Raw genomic sequence first — 25,973 nt, 5'->3', positions numbered from 1 at the left:
GGCCAGGACCGGGCGCTACCCTCAGCCCTTAAGACCTCGGGTGCGGACCTGTCGGTTCAATGAGGACGGACAGGTCCGCCGGATGCGCGACGTCGAACACCTCGATCAGCACCCGCACCGCCAACTCGGCAGCCGCCCGCGCGTGCGTCGTACACCGCACCAGCGCCGCCTCGTCCCATTGCCAACCCAACGCGCAAAGGGCTGCCAGGGCGTCGTCGCCGAGCAGGGCGCGTCCATCGCCGTCCAGCTGCGGCACAGTCAGTTCCACACCGGCGGGGACCGGCCTGACCGCCAGGATCGGCGCCAGACACGAAGGGGCCAGGCGGTGACGGCGCCGCAGCAGACGCAGTGATCCGGTGGGGCGTGCGTGGGCAGCCGTGGTGGCGGACATGATCGGTGCCGCGGCCTGCAGCCGTACCGTCGCCGGATGGCAAATCCCCATATCGTCTCGGGGGCGCGCTGCGGGTGCGACCATGGCATCAGCGCCGGCAGCGTCCGCAACCGGGCGGTCGGACCCGGTTAGCAGGTCGGTGAGCGAGGGGATGAAGCGGCTCCAAGAACCGACGTCGAGCGGGCCATCGTTGTTAGGGAGCGTTGCCGGCATGTTCGGAACGGTAGAACGTCTACGCGGGACTCACCACATCCCGAGTCGGTGAGTTCGGGCGTGTCACGCCCGGAATTCCGGGTGTCACTGATTACCGTGGCTTGCAGTCCCGGCGTGCCTGCGTCGGCCGCAAGCAGGAAGCAGCTTCCCATGATTCGATTCGATAACGTCTCCAAGGTGTACAAGCGTGGAGCTCGGCCCGCGCTCGACGAAGTCTCCATTGAGATCGAGCGCGAGGAGTTCGTGTTCCTGGTGGGTGCATCCGGCTCCGGCAAGTCCACCTTCCTGCGCCTGACCCTGCGCGAGGAGCGCCCCACCTCCGGTGCCATTCATGTGCTCGGACGCGACCTGTCGCAGATATCCAGTTGGAAGGTGCCCAAGCTGCGCCAGGAGATGGGCTTCGTTTTCCAGGACTTCCGCCTGCTGGAGAACAAGACCGTCTTCGAGAACGTCGCCATCGCCTCCCAGGTGATCGGCAAGCCCCGACACTACATCCTCTCAGCCGTGCCTGAGGCTCTTGATCTGGTGGGGCTGTCCGGCAAGGAGAAACGCCTGCCCCATGAACTGTCCGGTGGCGAACAGCAGCGCGTGGCGATCGCCCGGGCGATGGTCAACCGCCCCAAGCTACTCATGGCCGATGAACCCACCGGTAACCTCGATCCGTCTACCTCTGTGGGCATCATGCGGCTGCTGGATCGCATCAACCGGCAGGGTACAACCGTGGTCATGGCCACCCACGACGATGAGATCGTCGACCAGATGCGCAAGCGGGTCATCGAACTGAAGGCCGGTGAGGTTGTGCGCGACCAGGCGCGCGGCGTCTACGGCTCGGACCGTTGAGACCGCAGGTGTGGGCCGTGAGAGCCGCAACGACTGTGAATCCCGTGAGAGAGAGGTAATGAGGTAGCCGCATGCGATTCCGTTTCATCATCTCCGAGACCTTCAAGGGGCTAAGCCGCAACCTGGTAATGACCGTCTCAGTGATCCTGGTGTCCTTCGTGTCACTGCTGTTCGTCGGAGCCTCGGTGCTGCTGCAGAACCAGATCTCTGTAATGAAGGGCGACTGGTACGACAAGGTCGAGGTCAGCGTCTACATGTGCCCGACCTCCTCCACGGTGGCCGCCTGCGCCGAAGGTGAGGCCACCCAGGAACAGATCGATGCGGTCGAGGATCTGGTCAACTCCGACACGCTGGCCCCCTACATCGACGAATACACCATCGAGTCCAAAGCCGAAGCCTACGTGCGCTTCATGGACGCCTACGGCGAGTCGCGCATAGGCCGCAACGCGACCGAAGACATGATGCCGGTGTCCTTCCGCATCAAGCTCGTCGACCCGGAGAAATATCGGGTGGTGGCCGAACAGTTCACCGGCCGGGCTGGCGTGGAGCGCGTCATCGACCAGAGAGAAACACTCGATCCCCTGTTCGTGGTTATGAACCGGGTCTCCTGGATCACCGGGGGACTGGCCGCGATTCTGGCGTTGACCGCGGTGCTACTGATCTCCACCACGATCCGCCTATCCGCCATGAGTCGATCCAAGGAGACCGGCATCATGCGGCTGGTCGGAGCCTCGAACCTATTCATACAGCTGCCCTTCATGCTTGAGGGCGCCATTGCCGCGCTGGTCGGTGCGATCGGCTCCGTGGCCGCACTGTGGGCCGGAGCCCGCTACATCGTCACGGACTGGTTGGCTACAGAACTGAAGTTCACCGCCTTCATTGGCACCGGCGATGTGCTGCGGCTGGCGCCCTGGCTGCTGTTGGCGGCCGTCATCCTGGCACTGTTGTCCTCCGCCTTCTCACTGTCCAAGTACACGAGGGTCTGATTGTCATGCTCCCGCTCCAACTCCCATCCCAAGCTCGCTTTCCGTTGCGCCGGTTCCCCATGCACCGTCATCTCCGGCGTCGGGCGCGCGGCGTCGCCGTCGTCGCCACTGCCCTGACGCTGGTGGCCGCGCCGATCTCGGTCGTAGCGCTGGCAGATGAGCGCCAGGACGCCGTCGACGACCAGGCCGCCGCCCAGCAGAAACAGGCCGAGCTGGCTTCCTCCCTGGAGGGTGTGTCGGCGCAACTCGGCCAGGCCTATATCGACCTGCAGAACGCCGAGTCCTCCCTGTCTGCAGCCCAGTCCGAACTCGACGACGCCGAGACCGTCCTGGCGGAGAAGGAACGCGAGCAGCAGACCGCCTCCGATCGCCTGGACGTGGCCGAGTCCGATCTGGCCGCCCTGCAGGAGGAGTCGGAGCAGACGCAGACGAACGTGGATGAGAACGCCACCTCCGTGGCCGACCTTGTGGTGGCCACCTACCAGGGCGACAGTGCGATCACCTCCTGGACCTACGTGTTCTCCTCCGACTCCGTTGATGAGCTCACCGATAGGGCCTCCACCATGGAAATCGCCACTGGCGTGCAGGAGTCCGTGTTGTCCGCCGCGGAGGAAGAGCGCGCGCAGGCCGCCAACCGTGAGGCGCGTCAGGACGCCGCCACCGAACGCGTCGCCACGCTCAAGGAGGAGGCCGACGTCGCCAAGGAGGCCGCCCAGACCGCAAAGGATAACGCTGAGTCCAAGCGCGATGAGGTGGTCGCCCTTAAGAGCGACAAGGAGACCGCCGCCGCGGACCTGGAGAACCAGAAGGCCGACCTTCAGGAGCAGCAGGCGCAGGCGGAGGCCGATGAGGCCGCCGCCGCAGCGGAGATTCAACGCATCGACGCCGAGAACCGCGCCGCCGCCGCCAAGTCCGGGCAGAGCGTGGCAAGTTCCGGCAGCACCGACACCGCGTCCCTGGGCACCGGAAATATAGGAAGACCGCTGGCCGGCCCGCTCGTAATCACCTCCCCCTACGGTTGGAGGATGCACCCGGTCCTGGGTTACATGCTGCTCCATGAAGGCGTGGATCTGATGGCCTTCACCGGTACACCGCAGTATGCGGCGGTCTCCGGCACGGTCACCTCAACCACCGACTATGGCGGCACGGCATGCGGCAAGAGCGTGACCATCAATGGCGGAATCATTGACGGTCAGTCCGTCCAGGTCCGGTATTGCCACCTGTCGGCGCAACAGGTGTATGTCGGGCAGACGGTCACCAAGGGGGAGCAGATCGGCTTGACCGGAGCGACCGGTGGGGTCACCGGGCCGCACTGCCACTTCGAGGTGTACCTCAACGGGGTGACGGTCGACCCGATGAGCCTGCCCGGGTTCTGAGGAGCTGGCAGGCGGGTCCCAGCGGGCGGTTGATAGTTGCGTGCTGCGGGCATTAGGCGGGGTGCCGCACAAGTCTTGGCGGGCGTCGTCGGCCCAAGTAGGATGCGGCGCCGTGGCCCGATGGTCCGGGACGAGGGAAGGAGACGCCGGTGGCCAAGAGGAAGACCGAGGGGATGAGGAAACCCACCCCGGCGGAGCGCGCCAAGGCGGCCGCCTCAGCGCACAAGACCATCGCCCGCAACCGCAGGGCGACTCACGATTATTTCATTGAGGACCGCTATGAGGCTGGACTCGCCCTGACCGGCACCGAAGTGAAGGCGCTGCGCATGGGCCGGGCCTCCCTGACCGAGGCGTGGATCGAGATCGACCGCAACGGTGAGGCCTGGCTTCAAGGCGCCCATATCCCCGAGTATCTGCAGGGCACCTGGAATAACCACTCACCGCGCCGCAAGCGCAAGCTGCTGCTGCACCGCGCCGAGCTGGACAAGCTCGCCCAGCGGGTGCAGGCCAAGGGATACACGATCGTTCCGCTGGAGCTGTACTTTACCGGCGGGCGGGTGAAGCTGGAGATCGCGCTGGCACGCGGTAAGCAGGACTGGGACAAGCGCCAGGCATTGCGGGAGGCGCAAGATAAGCGCGAGGCGGCGCGGGCCATGGCGGCCGCCAACCGCCGGCGCGGCTGAAATCGGCTGTAAGGCCCAGCGCGGGCCGCCCATCGCTCGTTCTGACGGCGTCGAGCGGCGAGGGTGCGTACTCGGTGCCGTCGAGCGATTTCTCCTCTGGGAGTGCGCGGCCCAACGACTGCTACGGCGCCTGGGCGGTTCGCTTCACCAGCGGTCGTGCACATGGGCGCGGATGCGCCGGTCGTACAGGTCCTCCAGAGCCGCGTGCAACTGGTCGCTCAGCGGTTCCAGGGCGGCGGCCGCGGCGTTGGCGCGGGCCTGTTCGGCGTTGCGCGCGCCGGGGATCACAGTGGTCACGCCCGGCTGATCCAGTATCCAGCGCAGCGCCACCTGGACGGGGGTGGCGCCCGCTGGGCCGAGTTCGCGGCACAGGGCGGTGAACTCCCGGGCGGCCTCAACGCCGACGTCGAAGGGCACTCCGGAGAAGGTCTCGCCGATGTCGAAGGCGGAGCCGTCCCGGTTGTAGTTGCGGTGGTCGGAGGAGGGGAAGGTGGTGTCCGCGGTGTAGCGGCCGGACAGCAGCCCGGAGGCCAGCGGCACGCGGGCGATGATGGCGGTGCTGGTGGCCTGCGCCGTCGGCAGCACCTGCTCAAGCGGCTTTCGGCGCAGGACGTTGAGGATAATTTGCACGCTGGCGCAGCCGGGGCGGCGCATGGCGTCCAGGGCCTGGGCGCAGGTCTCCACGCTGACGCCGTAGGCGCGGATGCGTCCGGACTCGACCATCTCTTCCAGCCAGTCCCAGGTGCGCTCGGCGGCGATGACCTCACTGGGCGGGCAGTGCAGCTGCACCAGGTCGAGGGTGTCCACGCCCAGGTTCTTCCGGGAGCGGTCGTTCCAGGCCAGGAAGGCTTGGCGCGTGTAGTTCTCCGGGGTCTGTTCGACGCGCCGACCCATTTTGGTGGCCACGGTGAGTCCGGCCTCGGGGTGTGCGGCCGCGAAGGCGCCAACGAAGCGTTCGGAGCGGCCGTCGCCGTAGACGTCGGCGGTGTCGATGAAGGTGACGCCGGCATCGAGCGCGGCCTGCAGGGTGGCGGTGGCCGCATCGGCGGTTACCTCACCCCAGTCGGAGCCGAGCTGCCAGGTGCCGATGCCAATGGCGGAGATGTCGCGGTCCAGGGCGGGCAGTGGGCGGGCCTGCATGATGTGTGCCTCCTATGAGTCGAGCCGATGTCACCAGCCTAGCGGCACTAGTGACTCGGCGAAACAAAATCAGTGGCGAAGATCTCGCGGCTGCCGCGGCGGGCGTTGGTACCCTTGTAGAGCTGAGCTTTCAGCGGGTTCCCGTGCGGAGTACCGGGCGGGAAAAACTCAACAGGGGATGATCGGTTTCGACGACGGTCGTGGATTCAGGAGAAGCGGGTCGAGGATGCACAGTCATCTCGTCAACGCTCTGTGCGAACCAATAGGTGCCGATAACACTCGCACCGACTTCGCCCTCGCCGCCTGAGGCGAGCCTCGAAGTCCGTCAGCCCGGGGGAGCTTCCGCCCCGGTTCCTGGCGTCATCTAGGAAGCCACTGCTGGGGCCCCTCGCCACCGGGGGCCCCGGGACTCTCAGGTGGCTGAGCCCGTCGGCGTCCTTGTTCGCGTGAGACGCCGGGGCTGAGAAAACTCAGCAGCGAACTGCACCCGGAGAAGTCCTGTTGCACCACCGTCGGACCGGGGTTCGATTCCCCGCATCTCCACTATCCGTTGAAATACCAACGAAAACCCTCCCGCGGCCCCCTCTGTGGGGTCCCAGTGGGGTCAGGAAAGGTCACGAATCGGCACGGGCGCGCCTGAACAGGAAGGCCCCTACGCCATGACCATTCCCACCCTCCCCGCCGCTGCTGCCCGCCGCGCCCTCGCCCGAGCGGTCATCGTCCGCCCCGGCGACGTCACCGGCGGCGAGATCCGACGCCTCTTCGGCCCCGGCGCCGACCTGAAAGTACGCCGGGCACCACTGTGCTACCTCCCAGACACCAACCGCCCCGGGCGCACCTACTGCGACGCCGCCACCGCCCACCTACAGAGCGGGCAGGTCGCCGTCGTCGAGGTCGCCTACCACCTGCCCACCTCACTGCTCGAATGGGTCGCCGCCGGCGCACTGCGAGCCGCCGAACAGGCCGGCCGCGAGCGCCACACGGCCCGATGCCACCACCACGCCGGCTGCCGCACACTCACCATCGCCCTGGACACCTCCGGCGGCCTGGACGCCGATCTGCGCGCCCTCGTGGCCGACGTCGAAGCCGACAACAACAACGACGAGGGTGCCAGGGTCGCAACCAACGACGACGGCGCCGGGGTTGACCGCCGCATCACGGCCAGGGCGTGCGGGTGGATTCTGCACGAGGGCGGAAGCCTGAGGGACGCCGGCCAGCTGGCACGGTGGGCGCGCAACGCCTGGTGGGCGAACCGGCTCGGCCTGCCGGGGGCACGCAGCCGGGGCGTGATCGTCGCCGCCGACGGCACACTGCTCGCCGAGACCCGCAGGCACGGGCACGGGCCCGGCCCCTACACGCAGCACGTGGTGCTCGCGGACATGTTGCGGCTCACCGGCGGCGAGTACCCAACCGAGATCGGCATCGCCATGGGCCGCATCCGCCAGGCTATCGGCCAGCCCGTGGCGCACGCGAGGTTCTCCGAGCTGTGCGAGGGGCCCGGCCTGTAGGGGCGTTCAGATCATGCCGGCACGCGCTCGCGGCCAGGTGCGGGCGGGGAGTGGGCTCCCCCTCCCCGAGGGGCAGGCCGGGTCGCGCGATATATAGGGAGAAGCAATGGCTTCGGAGGGGTGTCTACCGGGTGGACATCCCTCCGTCCTCTGCGGGCGTGGGGCCGGGGGGTACACAGAAGTGTGCACCCCCGGCGGGATGCTCCGTCCTCTGCGGGCGTGGGGCCGGGGGGTACACAGAAGTGTGCACCCCCGGCGGGATGCTCCGTCCTCTGCGGGCGTGGGGCCGGGGGTTCCGTCCGCCAGGCGGACCGAACGCCCGTGAGGCCTTTTCCGCCCCTCCGCGGAATACGACGGGGCGCCAGCGGCTCCCAGAACTTTCCCGGTGCCGGGAAACTTCGGCGGTGCCGCCATAGTTTCGTTTCCGCGTGCGGAGTTTCCCGAGCCTCCTCGGAAAAGCCCTTCGTCGGCGCACCGCGGGGCCGCGAAGGGGGGTACGCGAACGGGCAACCCTAGCGGCCCGCGGGGACGGCGGCGAAGGGGGGTGTCAGCTGAGCTGACACCCTTCACGGCTGCCGCACGCGAGGTCTCCGGTGACGCCGCCGATAAGGCAGCGCCCGCCGGTCTCAGACGGTTTTTCCCGGCGCCGGGGAAAACCTCTCGGTGCTGGTGTGGGATGATCCGGGGGCGCCCCTGGTGCTTCACCGCCCGGGGGCAGGGCGGGGGTTGAAGGTACTTCGGTTACTTTCAACCCCCCGCCGTTAGTTTTTGTCGGCGCCGACAAAAACCCTCGGTGCTCACCCCGCCGGTTCCGGGCGCTGCCAGGCGGAACCAATCTGCCCCTGAAAGGGTGTGAGTCAGGCTCACCTCCCTTCGCCGTCGGCGGCGCGCTTCGCGGGGCGGCGTGTAACGAAACCCGGGCATGCAGGTGGCCTCTCACGCGCGCGAGCACGGCCCCGTGTCCCCGTACCCAGTGGGGGCGCGAACGGCCCGCAGAATCGCTTACAGGCGGCCTCACGGGGCAGGAAAAACATGGGGGAGACATGCACGCTGCCCCGGGGCTGCTATCCCGCGGTTACCGGCCAAGGGTGGGCGGGGGGAGTCACCCCCACGGTGGCCGGTGGGCTCAGTAGCGCTTAGGTGATCGGGCCGGAATCTTGGACCCGTCGCGCCTATCTGCCGCCTCCCCGGCGGTCCCGCGGGCGGCGCTGTCTAACCCCTCCCCCTGGGGGGCGCCGGCCGGGTGGGCGCGGTGCGCTCGTGTTCGTCAGGTTGAGTGTTGCGGGTTGCGCTCGCGGCCCCGCGTGGCCGTCGCGGGGAGTGCTGGCCGGGCGCGGCCACGCCTCGGGTGCGCTTCCGGCCGTTGGTGTGCTCACCGCGTGCTTCGTGGTTTGTCGCGTGAGTGTTCGCGCGTTTCGACGTCGAATCGGCGTCGCGCTACCCGCTGTTTGTAGCAGTCATTGTCTGCGCTTTGAGTGCTTCGCCCGCGCTCGCGGTTCAGTGCCTCGCGTCGTCAAGGGAAACACGGCCGGAATCGCTCACGTAAGGCCGATAGGCGGGGCGAACAGGGCGGGTACGTGTTCCCGCCTACAGGATGGGGGTGGTGCCGTCTGTGGGGCATACAGGGGGTTCTCGCGTGGGGTGCGCCGAATGTATCCCGCGGTGTCCGGGAGCGCCCGGCCGGTGAGCCCGCGAAGGGGCACGCAGTTGGTGCGGTACCTTCGCGGGCCTTCCCGGCGTCCCGGCGGCTCTAGGGCCGGTGGCCGCGTTCGGCGCGTAGCACGTCCAGGGCCTCGGCGATATCCGGTCTGTGCCCGAGCTGGCGTTGCACGCGGTCGAGTGCCCGCTGCCCGCGCCGGACCCATAGGGCGGGCAGGTTCATTACGCCGGTGCCTGCCTGTTGGGCGTGGGCGCGGATCGTGTCGGCGTCCAGGTCTAGCAGTAGGCCCATCTCCTCGGCGTCGAGCATGAGCTGCCCGTTGATCATCTTCACGCTGTCCTCCTTCTCGTGTTCAGGTCGGGTTGGCGCTCGCGGATGCGCCGCCCGGTGGGGGTGTCGGCACAGGTCGGGTGCATGCCGTTGTCGCCGGGGTATGGGGTGCGGGGCAGGTGGCACACGGGGCACCAGTAGCCGGTTAGGGCGATGAGCCTTGCGCCGGGGATCTGCACTTCACCCGTGTCCACGGCCCACGCGTTGCCGTGCTCGTCGAAGAGGATGCCGTTGCTCATGGCCGTCCACCTCCCGCGAGCGCGAGGCCGGTTGACCCGTTGCAGTCGGCGCATAGGTCGGGCTCAGGTGCGCCGTGCGGGCAGCTGTCAGCCTCGGCTGGTTGCGGTGGTGTCTCCTCTTCGTCCGTCGAAGGTGTCATCGAAGGTGCTGAAGGTGTCGTCTTTTCAGGACATGACACCTTCAGCACCTTCGTGGCACCTTCGGGCTCGAAGGCCCACACCCAACCCTGCCCCATGCTGGCCTTGCAGGTGGTGATCCTGGGGCTCTTGCAGCGGCGGCGGGCGTTCTTCAATGCCTGCTCACCGAACCCCGCTTGGCGTCCCGCCTTGATCACCTCCCCGGCACCGGCCTCCCCGCCCTGGGAGCCGATGAAGTCGACAATGAACGCCTCGGCTGCGCTGCGCTCGTCGGCGTCCTCACCGTCATCCTTGGCTCGCAACAGGTCGGTTACGGAGCGCTCGGAGATGCCCTGCGGGGTGAAACGCCCGATATGGGTTTCCTCCCCGTTGGGCAGTGGAACCGTGGCCTCTTCAATGGTGTACTGCAACGAAGGTAGCGAGGCAGCGTCCCTGCCGAGGCTGTTCTTCGTCTGGGACACCACACGGCAGTTGTTGTCGTCGTCGCGGGCGAAGGCGAACACGGAGCGGGGCACGTCCGTAAACGCCTTCGATTCGGACACGGCCATGATCGGGTCTGTGTGGGCGCCCTTGTTGTGGTGCGCGATCCCCAGCACGACGCTGCCGGTCCGGTCGGCGATCCTCACGAGAGGGTCAAGCATCTTGCGTACCTCACGTGACCGTGACGCGCTCAGCCCGTCTCCCAGAAGGGACATGAGCGGGTCGACGACCACAAGCGCTACGTCGTTCGCGGTGATGGCGTCTTCCAGGGCGGTGTTGTCCCGGGGCAGGCTCATGGTGACTTCGTCCCCGAAGGCTTCCTGCACTTGCACGCGCCCGACCTTGGACAGGTCGGCGCCGGCGGCCATGAGGCGGGGGACAAGGGTGTACTCCCATGAGTCCTCAACGGCGACGTACAGCACCTTTCGCGCCTGGCCCCGGTATGCGCCGGGCAGGGTTCCTCGGGTGATCTGCGCGGCCAGCCAGATACCGAAGGATGACTTGCCGGTTCCCTCTCGCCCGGCTGCGAGGGACAGGGAGCCGACGGGTATACGCCCGTCGCCGTCGTGCTCCCAGGCCCAGCGGACCGCCCTGGGCGTGATGGTGTCCGCCCATGTGACGCGCAACTGCCGTGCGTCGTCGTCTTCAATGAAGGGGGAGGTGTCGCTCATGCTGCTACCCCCGCTTCACGAAGGCGGGCGCGCTCGCGGACCGCCCGCTCCATGATCGATTCCCGCGGGGTGGGGTCCACGCTCGCCGCGAGCGCCCGGTTCACCTCGTCCAGGAACGCCCGGTGCGAGGCCGCGAGGGCGCGGGCGAGATCCCGCTGCCCCTCCGCGTATCCGGCCGCGCGGGCGAGCGGCCAGGCGGCCTGCACGGCGTCTACGAACCCGGTGTAGTAGCCGTTGGTGTGTGCCCGCTGCTCGGTGAGCGCTACCTGAGCCATGGCCTCGTTGGTGAGCTGGCCGGGGTTGGTGGCCCACGCCGGGGCGGTGGCCGGGGGCTCGCACAGGTGCAGGGCTACGACATGGTCGTAGGCGGTGTTTACGGCCTGTTCGACGGCGGCGTGCCGGCGCTCGGCGGCGGCCTCCACGTCTACGGGTGGCAGTCCGGCGACGTCGAGGGCGGGCGGCATCCCCGGGATCGGCGCCGTCGGCTCCTTCGGGGCCTTGGGGGTGTTGGTGCTGGTGCTCACCGGTGGGCCTCCCATCCCTGGGAGGCGCGCACGGCGGCCTTGAACTCGTCGGCGGCGACGGCCAGCCGGGCCAGCAGCCGACGGGTTGCGGTGTTCAGGGCGGCGATGCGGTGGCGGGCGTGAATGTGACGGTGGCCCCGGCTATGATTGGGGGCGAGTCCATCACTGTTCAGGCTCGGGTGCCCCGCCGGCTCGTTTCCCCGGCGGGGCGCCTTCATGTTCGGGCTCATGCGGCCTCACCCCTGGTGGTGAGGTAGGCGGGCACGTCGAGCCCGAGCCGAGTCAGCTCGGAGATGGGGATTCGGACGGACTTCCCGAGCTTCACGGCCCGCAGATCACCGCGGGCGATCATGTTGCGAATCGTGTTGGGGGACAGGTCCGCGAGCGCTGCGGCGTTGTCTACGGTCAGGTTGTAAGCGGCCTGTTTGGCGGCGCGCTTGGGTGCGGTCATGGTTTGGGTTCCCCTTCGTGGGTACAGCCGAGAAGGCCCTTGTTAGGGGCCTGATTTCGGCTGCCGCTCCCACTCACTAGGGAAGGCTCCGGGCTGACCTGACCGGACTAGGTACCCCAACTAGTACCACGTCCGCCGGACACGTTGCAACGCTACCTGTGGTTCAGCACCGCCAAGTAGTCTTCCACGCTGACCACTCGGAGACCGGCCCGGTAAATGAGCTCGGCCGCATCTAATGCCTCCTCCTCGGTCAAGCCGGGGATATTGAATTGGCGGCCGCACTCGCACTGCCGAATAACGGCGGGCGTGAACCCATCCTCCCGTTCGTCACCCTCGGGCAGGATTCCGCTCCACTCCGCTTCGAAATTGTCCAGCTCTAGGCTGTTAGCAGACTCATGAAATGCCACGATAACGACGGCGCGCGCCCCATGCGTGCGGTGCCAGGCGGGACTATTGCCGCCGTCGCACATGACGATGACTCCGTTCTCGAAAAGTTCGTTTCCCAGGCCTCGCACGTTAACGCCGTCCCTCGTCGAAGGCTCGTTCACTGCCATACTGGAGTTCGGATACATGGCCTTCTCGCGAACGTAGCGTTCCCACTCCTGGTCTGGTACCTCCTGACGCCAGGACCAGAAAGCGCGGTGCGCGGCCGGTAGGTCATGCACGTTCACGCTGGCGCCCTCACGGGGGGCGTCATCACCAAGGGCGGTGTACTCGCGGGCAGCCCGGTCCAGGGCCGCAGCAAGACCCTCCACCGATACGGCGTCCGGGGTGGGCCACATGCACGGGCACGCCGGTAGTTCAATACTCTGTACCAGTCCCTCGGTTTCCGCGATTTCTAGGAGCTGGTCAAAGGAGATGTCGAGGTCTAGGAAACGGTCTTCGACCGTTTGCACGCCGAAGGGTCCGGTGCCTGCCCTGGGCATGTCGGCTAGCCGCTTCGCCCGCTGCCCGGGCGTCTCCGGGCTCTTCGGCTCCGGCGGGGCAAGGGGCCGCCAGCCGGGGACCAGTGTCGCGGCCTCGTCCCTCACGAACCGGGCCAGTATCCAAGGCCTCCTGCCTCCGTGCCCGTTGCGGCGGCTCTTGATATGCCACTCGCCCCGGTCGCAGACGATCTTCACCACGTCGGTGCTCATGCTCTCCTCCTGTCGTTCAGGGAGACGACGCCCGCGCTCGCGGCCCGCTCCGCCTCAGCCCGCGCCGCCCACGTATCCGCCCCCGGCTCCACCGAAACGGCCATACGGTCCAGAATCGCCCGCTCATAGTCCGCGTCCGCCCGCTGATAGGCCATCGCCTGCTCCGGCTTACTCCACCCGTACCGGCGCATGAGCGCTGCCGACGTCGCCCCCGCCTGCCCGAACCGGGTAGCCGAGTAGTGCCGGAACATGTGCCAGCCACCGAGCTTGTCCGCCGGAATCACGATGCCGGCGTCCGCGAGCGCACGGTCAAGCCACACGCGGGCAGCCGAGTCACGCAAGTACTGGCCGGGGTCCGTGGCCGCCCCGAACACGGGGGCGTCCGCACGGGCGGGCGTGTACCGGTCCAGGTGCTCGGCCAGCGCCCGGGCTGTGGCGGGGGTGATCTCCACGCGCCGCTCACCCGCCCGGCTGCGGTGCTTCGTCTTCGTCGCCCCGCGCACCAGCTTCGCGCCCTTCCGGTGCAGCGAATAGCGCACGTCCACCCATGCGGCCCGCTTCCCGATCACCACGTCCTCACGGTGAAGGGCCAGCGCCTCGTTGATCCTCAGGCCGCCGTCCGCCAGCAGCAGCACCAGTGCCCGCGCCTCGGGGCGGATCTCGTCGGCTATCGCCTGCACCTGCTCGGGGCTGAGAAGGTACCTCTCCCCGCGCACGGCGTCGGCCCGCCCGCCGGCCTCCACCCGGCAGGGGTTGTCCGCTAGGGAGGTCCCGGTGGACTTCACGGCGTCGTTGAGCATGGCCCGCAGCGTTGAATACGCGTCGGCGCGCACCTTGCCGGACACGTCGGCGTCGAAGTCGTCGAACCACTCCTGGACCGCCTGGGGTGTCAGGTCGATAAGCCGCACCGGCCCGAGCCGGGGCAGGATGTGCCGGTGGAGGCGCGAGCGGTGCGTGCGGATCGTGCCCGCTGCCCCGCCGGCGCCGCCCCGCCGCTCACGGCCCGCCAGCCACGTTTCCGCCCAGTCGGCGACGGTGACGCCGTCCAGGCGGGCGTGCAGTGCCGCCTCGCGCTCGCGGGCCTCCTCTTCGGCGCGCACGACGTCGGGGTGCTTCCAGGTGCCGTTGTCGATGGTGGCCTTTACGGCGCTCAGCCACGCCTCAGCCTGATTCTTCGTGGTGAATGTCTGGGGTGCTTCGATCCGGTCGCCGCGTAGGGGCGGCTGCGCTCTGGGGTCCCGGTAGCGGGCGCGCCACGACACGGGCTGCGGCTTCGTCTTGCGCCTACCTGCCCTGTAGTCGGCCAGCTCTTGGGGTCGGTAGCGTGGCTCGATTGTCCCGAACACGCGTCGTGGCAACGTTTCCTCCTGGTGGTCTGTGGGGTCCCAGTGGGGTCAAGCATACCGGCAAGGGTGGTGTTTGGTGGTCTTTGGTGGGTATGCTGTCCCCAAGCCGAAACCGGACCTTTCGGCGCCACCACAACTAAAACCGCGTCATCGTGCCGCTTCGCGCATTTCCACCAAAACCGGGGCTAAATATTCCCCGCATCTCCACCATGAACCTGCTGGCGCTGACATGTTGACGCGCCAGCAGGTTTTTTACGTTTGCCTCTGGCTTCGATCGTGCGTGTAAGAGTCAGGTCATCGGCGTTGAGACGGTGTTTCAGTACGCGTCTTGGCGTTGATCGGTGTGGTGCTGGAGGCGGTCTTTCTTTAGCGCGACCTTGGCGACCTTCCGCGACCTGCGTGACATTCCACGACCTTCGTGCACGTTGCACGACCACCCCGGGGTCGTGAAACAGGCACCAAGGTCGTGGAGCACCGCCCGGGGTCGTGCAAAACACTGGTGGGGCAACCATTGCAGGCGGCTTAGGGATGCGGGGCCACGGCGTCCCGCCCGCCGATAACTCTGAGGGTTGACCCTGACACGGTGTTAGGGCGCATGGTGGAGCCATGGCCGAGACCACGAGCCTCATGACGATCGGGGAGTTCAGTTCACTCACTCGCCTTTCGGTACGCATGCTGCGCCACTACGACGCTCACGGTGTCCTGGTGCCCGTGGACGTTGACCCGTGGACGGGATACCGCCGCTATGCGCCGCACCAGCTGCGTGACGCCGCGGACATCCGGAACCTGCGTGATGTCGGGTTCGGCGTCTCCGCCATCTCCGCCCTGCTCGCTGCCCGCGGCACCCCGGCATGGTCGGCTGCGCTGGAGCTCCAGCGCGAGACCGTCATTGAGGAGACGCGCGCCGCCCAGGCTCGGTTGGCTCTCATCTCTCGCCTTATCGAAGGAGAAACCAACATGTCCATCACCGTCGAACGCCGCACCATTGCGGCCATGACCATTGTCGCCCTGCGCGACGTCGTCCCGACCTACGCCGATGAGCACCTTCTCTGGGCTCGTATGATGCCCGAGATCACCCGGCAGGGCATCAAGCCCATCGGCCCGTGCGGAGTGATCGAACACGACGCCGAGTTCACCGAGCGCGATGTCGAGGAGGAGATCTTCCTTCCCGTCGCGCCCGGAACGACGGCGGAGGCTCCCCTGCAGGTCCACGAGCTTCCGGCTCGGGACTGCCTGGTGGCCCACGTCGTCGGGCCCTACGACCAGATCACCGGGGCTCATGACCAGCTGGCCAGCCGAATCGCCGCAGAGGGGCTGACACCGCTGGCCGACGACTCCCTGGCGGGCAAGGCGTTCAACATCTACCTCACGACGCCGGACGAGGCGCCGGCAGATGAGCTCGTCACCGAGGTGTGCATCCCGCTCGGCTAAGGGGGCAGTCGCGCGAGTTCCAAGCCCCTGGAGGGGTTGTGGCAATCCACCTCGTCGGTGAAGCACCGGGATGGATACCTCGTCGGCGAGGTGGATTGTCCTGGACCGAGCCCGCGCCGCCTGGACGGTCTGAAGAGCCACTTATCGTATCGGACCTTCGTGAGATCCTGTCGGCATGGAGAACAACTACCTCGAGGCGGTCGGGTTTCTGGCCGACTGGCAGGCAACGTACGACCTGCTCCCGCTGCCTGCGATGGTGGGCCTACCGCGCAACGATCAGTTCAACCACATCGCGGTCTACACCGATGACTCAGGGGCCAACATCTGCCTGTTCGAGACGGCGGACGGAAGCTCGAGAGAGTCGCTCACCGTGGCCGGTCCCGCGCGCGTAAGCGTGGAAGGCTGGCAGGTCGTACCGGGCGTCGCGCATCTCAGCGTCCTCTACGAGGATGGCGAGGAGATGACTCGCCTGCTGATTTGGGTCGATGACCCGCACATGTACCCGGTACACGGGCTTGAGGCAGATGGCCCGGTCGCCCGCTTCCGCGACTACCGGGTTGGTGCGATCGCGGTGGACGTCGAGGTGTTCGACTCGGAGGAGGAGTGGAAGAAGACCCAGACTCCGATCAGCATGAAGGACTCGCCGGCAAAGAGGATGGACGCAGACCTGCCCGACGAGGTCTACATCGGCCCGCAGTTTGTCGCGAGCCCGTGGCTGTTCGCGCTCTACGGCGGCGAGGCCGGGCCGGAAGATGCCAGCCCCATAGGCATGCTGAAGGCTGTCTGCAATGAGGTGACGATCGTGACGAACCGCCTCACCGGAAATCAGTGGTACAAGGTGAACGCCGCTTGCGGATTCCCCATCACATTGGGGCTGCCCATCGACACAGCACCCGCGCCCCGCCCCGGGAGCGTGGTGGACGGCAAGGCGTTTCTCACGGGCACGACGGGATTCTGGCTAGCCGACTACCAGGATCCGTACGCGTAGCGCAGCGCGCAGCGTCGCGGATCCTCGGAGGCTGAGTGAGGTCGGCCCCCACCCCAGAGGGGGAGACAGCCGGGCAGCGCCGATCGACTACCGCATCAACCGAGGTGCTTGTTGAGGTGGTCGCGGTAGGCAGCGAGGTCCGCCTCGATGCTGGGGTTCTTGAAGATGTCGAAGATGCCGAACTCGGGCAGCACCTCGAAGCCGCAGAAGCGGAAGGTGCAGGTGATGTCGCTGAGCATGTCCGCCAGCGACCGCCCCTGGAGCGTCGGATTGGACGGCTCATCGAACGCCTCCCGTGGTGCGTTCCACGTGGTGCAGACGAGCGCCTTGCGCGGTGCCATCAGCCCACCCGAGCCGTACGGCTTGGTCGGATCCTTGCGCGTGCGGCCGTCTCCGGTCAAGAAGGTCTGATCGTGCAGGCCCACGTTGAACACCTCGTCGGTGTACTTCTTCCAGATCCACGGTGCGGAAAACCAGTTGATGGGAGTCTGCACGACTACGACGTCGGCGTCGAGCATCTTCTGGGCCTCTTCGGCGGGGTCGTAGCCGTCGGCGATCTTGGTTTCGACGACCTCGTCACCGCGGGCCTCGAAGAACTCCCTTGCGACGGCCTGCGCGGAGGCGTTGAGGGTGCCCTCCGACCAGTTGGGGTAGGGCAGGTGGGCGTTGATCAGCAGTGCTTTCATGGGTACCTTCCCCTTCAAATAGAGGGTGTGTCGGGTCCGAGCTGGGCTCGGTGGAGCGTATAACCGACAGGGTGTCGGTTGCAACTCAAGGGGAGACGCATGGGGAATGTGAGGGCCAGGACGGATGCGGAGGTTGCCGCACGCAGAGCAGAGATACTTGACGCGACGGCCGCGCTGCTGGCCGAGCAGGAGTACGAGTCCGTCACCCTGGCCGCGATAGCCAAGAAGTGCTCGATCGCGCGTCCATCCGTGTATCACTACTACGCCACGAAGGAGGAGGTCTATCTCGACCTAATGCGGCGCGAGTACGCCGCATGGGCAGCGGAGATGCGCGTGAGGCTAAAGCGGCGGATGGGGCGGGAGGAGTTCTGCCGAGAACTCGCCAAGTCGCTGCTCGGCCGCCGGCTCATCCTGCAGCTTCTCGCTATCAACGACGCCTCGCTGCGCAGCAAGTGCGGCGAGGAGGCCATCATGGACTTCCAACGCGATATCCACCCGTTCTTCGTTGAGCTTGCGGAGGTTCTGCGCAAGCAGTTCCCCAATGCGGCCGAGTCCGAGCGTGAAATGTTCCGGACGCAGCTCACGATGTACAGCTACAGCATCTACCCACTGCTCAGCTACCCAGAGGGGTTCGTGGCGCAGGTTGGACGGATGAATCTCTACGGCGAGGTTGCGCCGATTGAGGATCTGGTGACGAAAGGTCTCATGCTCCTCAGCGCCGAACTGCACTAGTCGAGGGATTCGGTTTTGAAAGCGGCATCACGAGCGCTCCCGGCCACACTGCCAGCACAGGGCCTCTTCAAGCCACCTTCTCACGCGTACTCTCCGCCCATGACGCCGACGCCCCGCCCGCCCTACGAGCCCGCCACCGCGCTCGTACTCCAGCGCCTCGAGGCCGCTGGCGGGCTCCCACCTCTGAACAGCGCCACGCTGCCCGCCCGTCGCGTCCCGGTCGCCCAGCGCCGCGCCGCCTTCCTGGCGGCCCACCCGGAGGTGCGCCTGCGCGAGGAGGCCCTGACGCGCAACGACAGGACCGTCATGCCCCTGACGGTGGTGCTCCCGGCCGACGGTGTGGTACGGCCCGGCGCCCCGCTGCTGCTATCCATCCACGGCGGTGGCAGGGTCATGGGTTGCCGCTACGACGATCTGGCCGCCCCGACCGACTGGGCGCGGCACTTCGGCGGCATCATCCTCGCCCCGGAGTACCGCCTGGCCCCGGAGCACCCCGCGCCGGCCGCCGGGGAGGACTGCCTGGCGGCGCTGACCTGGGCCGCCAGGCACGCCGCGGACTATGGGGCGGATCCGGAACGCATCGTCGTCGTCGGGCCCAGCGGCGGTGGGGGACTGGCCGCCTGCCTGGCCCTGGCCGCCCGCGACCGCGGTGGGCCCCGGGCGCTGGGCTATCTGCTCGACTATCCGATGCTGGACGACCGCACCGGGCTGCCCGGCCCCGACGGCGTGGTGCAACCGCCGTCGGCCCGCCAGTTCCCCGACGACGGACTGTGGCCGTCGCACTGGAACGACTGGGCCTGGGAGCAGATCCTGCCCGGTCGCCGCGGCGGACCCGAGGTGAGTGAGTACGAGGCGGCCGGCCGCGCCGTCGACCACCCCGGCGCCCTGGCCGGGCTGCCGCCGGTGTTCCTGTCGGTCGCCGGGGCCGAGACCTTCCGGGACGAAGTGGTCTCCTTCGCCACGGCCCTGTGGCGCGATGGCGGGGACTGCGAACTGCACGTGTGGCCGGGCGCCACCCACGCCATGGAGTACGTCAGCGCCACCTGGCTGCGCGATGCCTTGGAGGCCGAGCGGATCTCGTGGCTAACCCGGCTGTTGGAGCCTGAGGATCCACAGGGGAACCTGGCGCGGGTGATGGGGGAGGGGACCTTTCCGACGATCGGAACGGCCGGCGCTGCCGGTGAGTCGGAAGTCGAAGTCCACCGCCTCGGCACGTAACGTCGACCGATCTCGGTGGTAACGTCGACCGATCTCGGTGGCTATATCGACCGATCTTGGCGGAGGGCGTTCATGAGGGGCGTGTAATGGGTCACTACCGCCTCGCGGTAGGCCCTTACGTCGCCCACGCGTGCGGCCTGCAACATCGCCCGATGCGCGTTGGCGGTCTTGATGATGTCCTCCGGATGCGGGGCGTCGAGCATGGGAACCGTCAGGGTGTGTACGGCCCAAAAGGCCTCCATCAGATGCGCGAAGAGCTGATTCGGTACCCGCGCCAACAGCATGTCGTGGAAGCTGCGGTCCTGGTCGGTGAAGGTCTCGCCGTGCTCAGCCAGGGTCTCCATCTCATCCACCACTGCGTCGATCTCGCTGTCTTCCCGGCCCCGCCACGTCTCGACCACCGACTCCGCCAGGGCGGAGTCGAGGGTGCGGCGCACCTCCACCACCTCGCGCAGGCTGCGGTAGTCGTCTCCGGGTTTGAGCAGGCCGCGGAAGACGAGGGACTCGACCATGGGCCGCATGGAGACCTGCCCTACGAACATGCCATGGCCGTGGCGCACCTCCACGATGTCCAGGGCCGCCAGGGTGCGCACCGCCTCCCGCACGGAGGAGCGGGACACCTCCAGGGTCTCGCACAGCTGCGACTCGGTCGGCAGCGGGTCGCCGGGTTGAAGGTGGGACTGGAGGATGTAGTCCTTGATGGCGTTCATTGCGTTGGAGGCCTGCGTCGTCGGTCCGCTTGTGGAGGCGTAGGTGCCTCGCTTCATGTCCACCACGGTGATCGTTCCTCTTGAGCTTGGGTTCCGGGGTTCTGCTTGCATGTGTCTGCTCTGCCAGGGGGCCGGGGGATGGGCCCCTGGCAATCGTTACACATAATCCACAAACCGTCCGGGGATTGATCAGATGTCCTATGAGATGCTACAGTCATACTACCAACGTCAGACAACAGACGTCCGACTTCAGGAGACCTCAATGTCGTTCTCATCTCCCCGTGCATCCCGCCGCGGTTTCATCCGACTAACTTCTACCATGAGCGCAGCCGCCGGCCTGGCCGCCGCTCTTGCTGCCTGCGGCGGCTCGAACTCCTCCGGTTCGTCCACCACGGCGGCAAATGATCCGTCCGCCGTGGCCGCCGCCTCGAACGCAGATGGCGTCATCACGGCCGGCATCTCCTACGAGTTGGGCACCAACGGCTACGATCCGATGACCACCACGGCGGCTCTTACCGTGGCCGCCAACTGGCACACGCTGGAGGGGCTGACCGAGCTCCACCCGGCCAGCCGTGAGTGCTATGCCGCTCTCGGTGCCGAACTGCCGAAGAAGGTCGATGACACCACCTATGAGGTCGCGCTGCGAGACGGTGCCAAATTCTCTGACGGCACCGCAGTGACCGCCGACGACGTCGTGTTCTCCTTCGAGCGCGTACTGGACCCGGCGAACAGTTCGCTGTACGCCCAGTTCCTCACCTTCCTGGACGCGGTGGAGAAGAAGGATGAAGCCACCGTCACTGTCAAGACCAAGCATCCCTACTCCCTGGTCGCCGAGCGCCTAAGCGTGGTCAAGATCGTCCCGAAGGCCGCCGTGGAAGCCGACGCCGCCGCTTTCGATATGAATCCCGTCGGCTCGGGCCCCTATGTGATGACCGACAACGGTGCCGCCTCCCAGACCATCGTTTTTGAGCGTAATGACAACTACAACGGCCCGCACCCGGCCCTGGCCGAGTCCATGACCTGGCAGATCCTGCCCGACGACACCACGCGCACCAATGCGATCACCTCCGGCACGGTGCAGGCCATTGACGCCGTACCTGTGGCGAACCTGGCCACCATGCAGGAACCGATTGCGGTCTCGGCCGAGCAGGGCTTCTCCCTGCTGTTCGCGATGTTCAACAACGCCAGGTTCTCCGATGTCAAGGCGCGTCAGGCGATCATGTACGCCCTTGACTACGCCAAGATCTGTGATACCGGCATGGGCACGCTGGCGACTCCGGCCACCTGCTTCGTCCAGGAGGACCACCCCGCCTACAAGCAGGCCGCCACCGTCTACACCTATGATGCCGACAAGGCTAAGTCCCTCCTGGCCGAGGCGGGCGTGACCAGCATCAACCTGCTGTGCTCGGACCACGGCTGGTTCTCCTCGGTGCGCCCGATCATCCGCGAGAACCTTGAGGCCCTGGGAGTAAAGGTCAACTACGACGAGAAGAAGTCTGCGGACGTCTACTCCTTCATCGACTCCGATCAGGGCGACTGGGATGTGGTGATCGCCCCCGGCGACCCCTCCGTCTTCGGTGACGACGCCGACCTGCTCATGCGTTGGTGGTACTCGGGAGACACCTGGACCGAGACCCGTCTGCACTGGAAGGGCACGGAGTCCTACACCGCCATTCAGGCCGCGCTGGATGAGGCGGTGCAATTGGACGGTGACGCCCAGGTGGCCAAGTGGCAGGAGATCTTCGACATGATCGCCGCCGATGTGCCGCTCTATCCGATCTTCCACCGCAAGACGCCGACCGCCTACGATTCCGAGAAGCTGGTCGGATTCCAGCCGATCGCGCTGACCGGTCTGTCCTTCGTCGACGTCGGTACGAAGGCGGAGTGAGGCGGACCGCCTCCTGAATGCGGCGGCGGTGGTCGCTGCTGACGCGAGTGCGCGGCGCCGTGGCACATGGCCGCGGCGCCGCGCACCGTCGTTCAGGTGTCTTGCGAGGCACTTGACATCAGACATCAGACAACCGATGATTGTCTTGGGTCGACACGGCAGCCGACCCGAAGGCGCCCGGTCAACCCACTGCACCGAAACGGCCGAACCCGAAACCACAGCAAAGGAGCACATCAGTGTCCAACCTCCTCCGCCTGATCGGAAGGCGCCTGGTGGCGCTGCCGATCATGGTGTTGGGCGTGACGCTGCTCGTCTTCGTCGTCATGTCATTCTCCTCGGCGGATCCCGCGCGCCTGGCGCTGGGAGAGGCCGCCTCGGCTGACGCCCTTGAGCAGTACCGCGAAGCCCACCATCTCAACGACCCGCTGCTGCAACGCTTCTGGGACTACCTGGTGGGCCTGGCTCACGGTGACCTGGGCACGACCTTCACCGGTGTGAAGATCAGCGACATGGTCGCCCAGGCCTTCCCCATCACCCTGCAGTTGACCTTCATCGGCATCTTCGTCGCCGTTGTCGCGGCCACCGTCCTCGGTGTGATCGCGGCCCTGTACCGGGACGCCTGGCCCGACCAGGTCATCCGGGTCATCTCCATCCTGTGCCTGGCCACTCCGTCCTTCTGGCTGGCCCTGCTGCTGATCCAGTGGTTTGGCGATATCCCCGGCGCCACCGGTACCTTCCCCTCGGTGGTCACGCAGTGGACGTCCTTCGGTGACGACCCCGGAGCCTACGTGCGGCAGGTATTCCTGCCCGCCCTGGCAGTGGCGGTGCCCAACACCGGCACCCTCACCCGCGTGGTGCGCACCGCCATGGTCGAGGAGCTCGACCGCGACTACGTGCGCACCGCCATCGGCGCTGGCATTCCCAAGCACGTCGTCGTGGCCCGAAACGTGCTGCGCAACGCCCTGATCACTCCGCTGACGGTGTTGGGGCTGCGGCTCGGATACGCCATGGGCGGCGCCGTCGTCATCGAGATGATCTTCAACATCCAGGGCATGGGCCAGCTGATCTTCCAGGGCATCACCCGCAACGACGTCAACATCGTCCAGGGCGTGTCCATCACCGTGGCGCTGGCCTTCATCATCATCAACATCATCGTTGACATGCTCTATGTGCTGGTCAACCCGAGGATCAGGAGCGTCTGATGCCCCACCGTCGCACACTGAACAAGGTCTCCGCCCCCGGCCTGCGCTTCCAGGGCTGGCGGCGGCTGCCGCTCGGCTCCAAGATCGCCGTGCTCGTCCTGTCGGCAATCGCCCTGATGGCAATCTTCGCGCCCTTAGTGGCGCCTTATAACCCGGGAGCCACCGGCCTTGCCTCATCGGAGATCGTCACCCACGTGGAGGGAATCGGCGACGTGGTCTCCTCCGATCCCGCGGTCGCCCCCTCGCTGCAACACCTCTTCGGCACCGACGCCACCGGGCGAGACATCTTCTCCCGCGCCGTATACGGCGCCCGTGTATCGCTGGTGGTCGGGCTGAGCGCCACCGGCATCGCCCTGGCGTTGGCCTCCGTGCTCGGCGCCGTGGCCGCCACCAGCCGCAAGTGGATCGGCGAGGTGGTCATGCGCTTGCTGGACGTGGTGATGTCCTTCCCCGGCATCGCGCTCGCCGCCGTGCTGGTGCTGGCCATGTCCGCCTCCGGATTGCCAATGGTGGCGGTGATCATCATTGCCACCGCAGTCGTCTACACCCCGCAGCTCACCCGGGTAGTGCGCGCCAATATTCTCGCCCAGTTCGGTGAGGACTACGTGGCCGCCTCCAAGGTGATGGGGGCCCGAGTGCCGTGGATCCTGGCAAAGCACGTGGTGCGTAACTGCGTCGCCCCGATCATGGTCTACGCCACCGTCCTGGTGGCCGACGCCATCGTCTTCGAGGCCTCGCTGTCATTCATCGGCGCAGGCATCAAGGCCGTCAACACCCCCACCTGGGGCAATATGCTCTCCGAGGGCAAGGCCCTGCTGCTGTCCGGTCACTGGTGGCCGACCTTCTTCCCCGGGCTGATGATCCTAATCACCACCTTGTGCCTGAACATCCTGTCCGAGGGGCTGACCGACGCCATGGCCGCCCCGCGCATCCGCGCGCAGGTGGACGTCGAGGCCGACGAGGAGGCCATGCAGACCCAGCAGGCCTGGCAGGAGGCCGACCACGCCGTGCGGAACAACGCCGACGACGCCGCAGACGCCACCCCCGGGGGCCAGAAGAGCGCCCTGACCGGTGTTGTCGCCCCCGCCGCCGAGGAGGTGCCGCTGGCTCAGCGCCTGAGTGCCCTGCGCGAAGCCGAACTTGCCCGCGGTGATCGCTTGGTCTATCCCACCCCGGATGCGGAACCCGTGCTGGAGGTGGAGGACCTCTCGATCGCCTTCCCCGCCCAGCATGGGGACGTCAACATCGTCGACGGCGTGTCCTTCGCTGTGCGTCCCGGCGAGACCATGGGACTGGTCGGTGAGTCCGGCTGCGGCAAGTCGATAACCTCCATGGCGGTGATGGGCCTGCTGCCGCCAGGCGCCCGTATAACCGGGAGGATCCGCTTCCAGGGGCGCGAACTGCTGGAACTGAGCCCCAAGGAACACAACGCTCTGCGTGGACATGAGATGGCCATGATCTACCAGGACGCCCTGTCCTCCCTGAACCCCTCCATGCTCATCCGCTCCCAGATGAAGCAGCTCACCTCCCGCGGCGGCACCCGCAGCGCCGAGGAGCTGCTTGAGCTGGTGGGCCTGGACCCGGTGCGCACACTTAAGAGCTACCCGCACGAGCTGTCTGGCGGGCAGCGTCAGCGCGTACTGATCGCCATGGCTCTCACACGCGACCCCAGCCTGGTCATCGCCGACGAACCCACCACCGCCCTGGACGTCACCGTCCAGAAGCAGGTCATCGACCTGCTCAACCAGCTGCGCGACAAGCTCGGCTTCGCCATGGTGTTCGTCAGCCACGACCTGGCCCTGGTGGCCAAGGTCGCCCACCGCATCACCGTCATGTACGCCGGACAGGTGGTCGAGCAGGCCGCCACCGCGGAGCTGCTCACCAACCCCGTCCACGAGTACACCCGCGGACTGCTCGGAGCGGTGCTGTCCATCGAGGCCGGCTCCAAACGGCTGCACCAGGTGCGCGGCACCGTGCCCAGCCCGCAGGAATTCGTATCCGGCGACCGCTTCGCACCGCGCTCGTCCCACCCCGACGTCGGCCTGCACACCCGCCCGGTGCTCAGGCCGGTGTCCGGCGCCGCCGAGCACTACTACGCCATCACGCCCGAGCTCGAGGCGATCCTCGCCCAGGAGGCCCACTGATGCCCACCGACAAGTACACCGACTGGAACCCAGAGACCGACCCGGTAGTCGAACTGCGCCATGCCCATGTGATCCACAAGTCGCGCACCGGCAAGCTCTTCCGGCCCGACACGGTACACGCCGTCAACGACGTGTCCTTGAAGGTCATGCGCGGTCAGACACTGGGGCTGGTGGGTGAGTCCGGCTGTGGGAAGTCCACCACCGCCCGCGTCATGACCGGACTGCAGCCGCCCACCCGCGGTGAGGTCTTCTTCAAGGGCCGCCGACTCGGGCACTCCGCCGCCGACCGGCGCGCCCTGGGGCGCTCGGTGTCCGTCGTCTTCCAGGACCCGGCCACCGCCCTGAATCCGCGGATGATTGTGCACGACACGCTTATCGACCCCCTCAACGTCCACGGCATCGGCACGCCCCGTGAGCGTGAGGCCAAGGTCCGTGATCTGCTGCACCTAGTGGGTTTGCCGCCCAGCGCCCTGGACGTGCTGCCCCGCCAGATCTCCGGCGGCCAGCGCCAGCGGGTGGCCATCGCCCGGGCGCTGGCCCTGGACCCGGACATCATCGTTGCCGACGAGCCCACCTCCGCCCTGGACGTGTCCGTGCGAGCCCAGGTCCTGAACCTTTTGCAGGACCTCAAGGCCGCACTCGGTCTGGGCCTGGTGTTCATCAGCCATGACATCAATACGGTCCGCTACGTCTCCGACTCCATCGCGGTCATGTACTTCGGGAAGATCCTGGAGCTGAACACGACCGCTGAGATCTTCGCCCATCCCCAGCAGGAGTACACGCGCACCCTCCTAGGCGCCGTGCCCTCTCTGCTTCAGGCCTGACGGCCCTCGCATCTAGACCACGACTCCTCCCCAAGGAA

25 protein-coding genes and 1 other RNA gene are annotated in these 25,973 nt (G+C 67.1%); 14 read left to right on the top strand and 12 right to left on the bottom strand.

What is annotated here, in order from left to right; translation table 11 throughout:
• Window positions 1–28 precede the first annotated feature (28 nt).
• A complete protein-coding gene (locus CWT10_RS11100; RefSeq protein ID WP_103061547.1) occupies window positions 29–604 on the bottom strand; it encodes a TY-Chap domain-containing protein in 576 nt (191 codons plus the stop codon).
• 150 nt (window positions 605–754) lie between these two features.
• Between CWT10_RS11100 and ftsE the strand changes: the two genes are divergently transcribed.
• The 4 genes from ftsE (at window position 755) to smpB (ending at window position 4,489) form a co-directional block, all read left to right on the top strand.
• The gene (ftsE, locus tag CWT10_RS11095) at window positions 755–1,444 is read left to right on the top strand and encodes a cell division ATP-binding protein FtsE (protein ID WP_103061546.1); all 690 of its coding nucleotides are present in this window, start codon (window positions 755–757) and stop codon (window positions 1,442–1,444) included.
• 71 nt (window positions 1,445–1,515) lie between these two features.
• Complete coding sequence (gene ftsX, locus CWT10_RS11090) at window positions 1,516–2,430, top strand: permease-like cell division protein FtsX (protein ID WP_103061545.1); 915 nt, start codon at window positions 1,516–1,518, stop codon at window positions 2,428–2,430.
• 59 nt (window positions 2,431–2,489) lie between these two features.
• Complete coding sequence (locus CWT10_RS11085) at window positions 2,490–3,806, top strand: peptidoglycan DD-metalloendopeptidase family protein (protein ID WP_103061544.1); 1,317 nt, start codon at window positions 2,490–2,492, stop codon at window positions 3,804–3,806.
• A 173-nt stretch (window positions 3,807–3,979) separates the two neighbouring features.
• A complete protein-coding gene (gene smpB / locus CWT10_RS11080; RefSeq protein ID WP_103061598.1) occupies window positions 3,980–4,489 on the top strand; it encodes an SsrA-binding protein SmpB in 510 nt (169 codons plus the stop codon).
• A gap of 144 nt (window positions 4,490–4,633) precedes the next feature.
• Here the strand turns inward: smpB and CWT10_RS11075 are convergent, their stop codons facing one another.
• Window positions 4,634–5,629: an aldo/keto reductase gene (locus CWT10_RS11075; protein WP_103061543.1), complete on the bottom strand. Its 996-nt coding sequence runs from the start codon at window positions 5,627–5,629 to the stop codon at window positions 4,634–4,636.
• 174 nt (window positions 5,630–5,803) lie between these two features.
• Here CWT10_RS11075 and ssrA point away from each other — a divergent pair.
• Window positions 5,804–6,175: a transfer-messenger RNA gene (gene ssrA / locus CWT10_RS11070) on the top strand.
• Window positions 6,176–6,288: 113 nt separating this feature from the next.
• Window positions 6,289–7,137, top strand: a complete 849-nt coding sequence (locus CWT10_RS11065) for a hypothetical protein (protein WP_103061542.1) — start codon at window positions 6,289–6,291, stop codon at window positions 7,135–7,137.
• A gap of 1,750 nt (window positions 7,138–8,887) precedes the next feature.
• On the opposite strand, the gene CWT10_RS11060 is transcribed toward CWT10_RS11065, so the two are convergent.
• The 8 genes from CWT10_RS11060 to CWT10_RS11025 form a co-directional block, all read right to left on the bottom strand.
• Window positions 8,888–9,130 carry a hypothetical protein gene (locus CWT10_RS11060; protein WP_103062200.1) on the bottom strand — a complete coding sequence of 81 codons (243 nt, stop codon included), beginning with the start codon at window positions 9,128–9,130 and terminating at the stop codon, window positions 8,888–8,890.
• Complete coding sequence (locus CWT10_RS11055; RefSeq protein ID WP_103062201.1) at window positions 9,127–9,366, bottom strand: hypothetical protein; 240 nt, start codon at window positions 9,364–9,366, stop codon at window positions 9,127–9,129. Before CWT10_RS11055 ends, CWT10_RS11060 begins: the two co-directional genes overlap by 4 nt.
• Complete coding sequence (locus CWT10_RS11050) at window positions 9,363–10,655, bottom strand: AAA family ATPase (RefSeq protein WP_128683421.1); 1,293 nt, start codon at window positions 10,653–10,655, stop codon at window positions 9,363–9,365. The genes CWT10_RS11055 and CWT10_RS11050 overlap by 4 nt, the downstream gene beginning before the upstream one ends.
• Complete coding sequence (locus CWT10_RS11045) at window positions 10,652–11,179, bottom strand: hypothetical protein (RefSeq protein WP_103062203.1); 528 nt, start codon at window positions 11,177–11,179, stop codon at window positions 10,652–10,654. Before CWT10_RS11045 ends, CWT10_RS11050 begins: the two co-directional genes overlap by 4 nt.
• Window positions 11,176–11,409: a hypothetical protein gene (locus CWT10_RS11040; protein ID WP_128683419.1), complete on the bottom strand. Its 234-nt coding sequence runs from the start codon at window positions 11,407–11,409 to the stop codon at window positions 11,176–11,178. Before CWT10_RS11040 ends, CWT10_RS11045 begins: the two co-directional genes overlap by 4 nt.
• Window positions 11,406–11,630: a helix-turn-helix domain-containing protein gene (locus tag CWT10_RS11035; protein ID WP_103062205.1), complete on the bottom strand. Its 225-nt coding sequence runs from the start codon at window positions 11,628–11,630 to the stop codon at window positions 11,406–11,408. The genes CWT10_RS11040 and CWT10_RS11035 overlap by 4 nt, the downstream gene beginning before the upstream one ends.
• Before the next feature lie 152 nt (window positions 11,631–11,782).
• Window positions 11,783–12,766 (bottom strand): hypothetical protein, encoded by a 984-nt coding sequence (locus tag CWT10_RS11030; protein WP_103062206.1) that lies wholly within the window; start codon window positions 12,764–12,766, stop codon window positions 11,783–11,785.
• Entirely contained in the window at window positions 12,763–14,124 is a 1,362-nt protein-coding gene (locus CWT10_RS11025; RefSeq protein ID WP_128683417.1) for a tyrosine-type recombinase/integrase, read from the bottom strand. The genes CWT10_RS11030 and CWT10_RS11025 overlap by 4 nt, the downstream gene beginning before the upstream one ends.
• 594 nt (window positions 14,125–14,718) lie before the next feature.
• On the opposite strand from CWT10_RS11025, the gene CWT10_RS11020 reads away from it, so the two are divergent.
• Window positions 14,719–15,543: a MerR family transcriptional regulator gene (locus CWT10_RS11020; RefSeq protein ID WP_128683415.1), complete on the top strand. Its 825-nt coding sequence runs from the start codon at window positions 14,719–14,721 to the stop codon at window positions 15,541–15,543.
• A gap of 175 nt (window positions 15,544–15,718) precedes the next feature.
• Window positions 15,719–16,531, top strand: coding sequence for a hypothetical protein (locus CWT10_RS11015; RefSeq protein ID WP_103062208.1), 813 nt, complete (start codon window positions 15,719–15,721; stop codon window positions 16,529–16,531).
• A 95-nt stretch (window positions 16,532–16,626) separates the two neighbouring features.
• Here CWT10_RS11015 and CWT10_RS11010 read toward each other — a convergent pair whose 3' ends face one another.
• Entirely contained in the window at window positions 16,627–17,217 is a 591-nt protein-coding gene (locus tag CWT10_RS11010) for an NAD(P)H-dependent oxidoreductase (RefSeq protein ID WP_103062209.1), read from the bottom strand.
• A gap of 99 nt (window positions 17,218–17,316) precedes the next feature.
• Between CWT10_RS11010 and CWT10_RS11005 the strand changes: the two genes are divergently transcribed.
• Complete coding sequence (locus CWT10_RS11005) at window positions 17,317–17,949, top strand: TetR/AcrR family transcriptional regulator (protein ID WP_103062210.1); 633 nt, start codon at window positions 17,317–17,319, stop codon at window positions 17,947–17,949.
• A 99-nt stretch (window positions 17,950–18,048) separates the two neighbouring features.
• Complete coding sequence (locus CWT10_RS11000; protein WP_103062211.1) at window positions 18,049–19,167, top strand: alpha/beta hydrolase fold domain-containing protein; 1,119 nt, start codon at window positions 18,049–18,051, stop codon at window positions 19,165–19,167.
• 41 nt (window positions 19,168–19,208) lie between these two features.
• On the opposite strand, the gene CWT10_RS10995 is transcribed toward CWT10_RS11000, so the two are convergent.
• A complete protein-coding gene (locus CWT10_RS10995) occupies window positions 19,209–19,934 on the bottom strand; it encodes a FadR/GntR family transcriptional regulator (RefSeq protein ID WP_233188035.1) in 726 nt (241 codons plus the stop codon).
• Window positions 19,935–20,139: 205 nt separating this feature from the next.
• Here CWT10_RS10995 and CWT10_RS10990 point away from each other — a divergent pair, with 205 nt between their 5' ends.
• The 4 genes from CWT10_RS10990 (at window position 20,140) to CWT10_RS10975 (ending at window position 25,935) form a co-directional block, all read left to right on the top strand.
• Complete coding sequence (locus CWT10_RS10990; RefSeq protein ID WP_103062212.1) at window positions 20,140–21,765, top strand: ABC transporter substrate-binding protein; 1,626 nt, start codon at window positions 20,140–20,142, stop codon at window positions 21,763–21,765.
• Window positions 21,766–22,001: 236 nt separating this feature from the next.
• Window positions 22,002–22,967 (top strand): ABC transporter permease, encoded by a 966-nt coding sequence (locus CWT10_RS10985; protein ID WP_103062213.1) that lies wholly within the window; start codon window positions 22,002–22,004, stop codon window positions 22,965–22,967.
• Window positions 22,967–25,111 carry a dipeptide/oligopeptide/nickel ABC transporter permease/ATP-binding protein gene (locus CWT10_RS10980; protein WP_103062214.1) on the top strand — a complete coding sequence of 715 codons (2,145 nt, stop codon included), beginning with the start codon at window positions 22,967–22,969 and terminating at the stop codon, window positions 25,109–25,111. Before CWT10_RS10985 ends, CWT10_RS10980 begins: the two co-directional genes overlap by 1 nt.
• Complete coding sequence (locus CWT10_RS10975) at window positions 25,111–25,935, top strand: ATP-binding cassette domain-containing protein (protein ID WP_103062215.1); 825 nt, start codon at window positions 25,111–25,113, stop codon at window positions 25,933–25,935. Before CWT10_RS10980 ends, CWT10_RS10975 begins: the two co-directional genes overlap by 1 nt.
• Window positions 25,936–25,973: the final 38 nt, after the last annotated feature.

Origin of the sequence: Actinomyces qiguomingii (assembly GCF_004102025.1) — a bacterium.
Lineage (GTDB): Bacteria > Actinomycetota > Actinomycetes > Actinomycetales > Actinomycetaceae > Actinomyces > Actinomyces qiguomingii.
Note: the sequence above shows the minus strand (reverse complement) of the source record. Positions and strands in the feature narration are given on the sequence as shown.

Coding starts and splice junctions, on each gene's coding strand:
- CWT10_RS11050 (WP_128683421.1), bottom strand. CDS start 10,655: ATGAGCGACACCTCCCCCTTCATTGAAGACGACGACGCACGGCAGTTG.
- CWT10_RS10980 (WP_103062214.1), top strand. CDS start 22,967: ATGCCCCACCGTCGCACACTGAACAAGGTCTCCGCCCCCGGCCTGCGC.
- CWT10_RS11005 (WP_103062210.1), top strand. CDS start 17,317: ATGGGGAATGTGAGGGCCAGGACGGATGCGGAGGTTGCCGCACGCAGA.
- ftsE (WP_103061546.1), top strand. CDS start 755: ATGATTCGATTCGATAACGTCTCCAAGGTGTACAAGCGTGGAGCTCGG.
- CWT10_RS11055 (WP_103062201.1), bottom strand. CDS start 9,366: ATGAGCAACGGCATCCTCTTCGACGAGCACGGCAACGCGTGGGCCGTG.
- smpB (WP_103061598.1), top strand. CDS start 3,980: ATGAGGAAACCCACCCCGGCGGAGCGCGCCAAGGCGGCCGCCTCAGCG.
- CWT10_RS10990 (WP_103062212.1), top strand. CDS start 20,140: ATGTCGTTCTCATCTCCCCGTGCATCCCGCCGCGGTTTCATCCGACTA.
- CWT10_RS11035 (WP_103062205.1), bottom strand. CDS start 11,630: ATGACCGCACCCAAGCGCGCCGCCAAACAGGCCGCTTACAACCTGACC.
- CWT10_RS11010 (WP_103062209.1), bottom strand. CDS start 17,217: ATGAAAGCACTGCTGATCAACGCCCACCTGCCCTACCCCAACTGGTCG.
- CWT10_RS11065 (WP_103061542.1), top strand. CDS start 6,289: ATGACCATTCCCACCCTCCCCGCCGCTGCTGCCCGCCGCGCCCTCGCC.
- CWT10_RS11040 (WP_128683419.1), bottom strand. CDS start 11,409: ATGAGCCCGAACATGAAGGCGCCCCGCCGGGGAAACGAGCCGGCGGGG.
- CWT10_RS11020 (WP_128683415.1), top strand. CDS start 14,719: ATGGCCGAGACCACGAGCCTCATGACGATCGGGGAGTTCAGTTCACTC.
- CWT10_RS11100 (WP_103061547.1), bottom strand. CDS start 604: ATGCCGGCAACGCTCCCTAACAACGATGGCCCGCTCGACGTCGGTTCT.
- ftsX (WP_103061545.1), top strand. CDS start 1,516: ATGCGATTCCGTTTCATCATCTCCGAGACCTTCAAGGGGCTAAGCCGC.
- CWT10_RS10975 (WP_103062215.1), top strand. CDS start 25,111: ATGCCCACCGACAAGTACACCGACTGGAACCCAGAGACCGACCCGGTA.
- CWT10_RS11085 (WP_103061544.1), top strand. CDS start 2,490: ATGCACCGTCATCTCCGGCGTCGGGCGCGCGGCGTCGCCGTCGTCGCC.
- CWT10_RS10995 (WP_233188035.1), bottom strand. CDS start 19,934: ATGAAGCGAGGCACCTACGCCTCCACAAGCGGACCGACGACGCAGGCC.
- CWT10_RS11015 (WP_103062208.1), top strand. CDS start 15,719: ATGGAGAACAACTACCTCGAGGCGGTCGGGTTTCTGGCCGACTGGCAG.
- CWT10_RS11075 (WP_103061543.1), bottom strand. CDS start 5,629: ATGCAGGCCCGCCCACTGCCCGCCCTGGACCGCGACATCTCCGCCATT.
- CWT10_RS11000 (WP_103062211.1), top strand. CDS start 18,049: ATGACGCCGACGCCCCGCCCGCCCTACGAGCCCGCCACCGCGCTCGTA.
- CWT10_RS11030 (WP_103062206.1), bottom strand. CDS start 12,766: ATGAGCACCGACGTGGTGAAGATCGTCTGCGACCGGGGCGAGTGGCAT.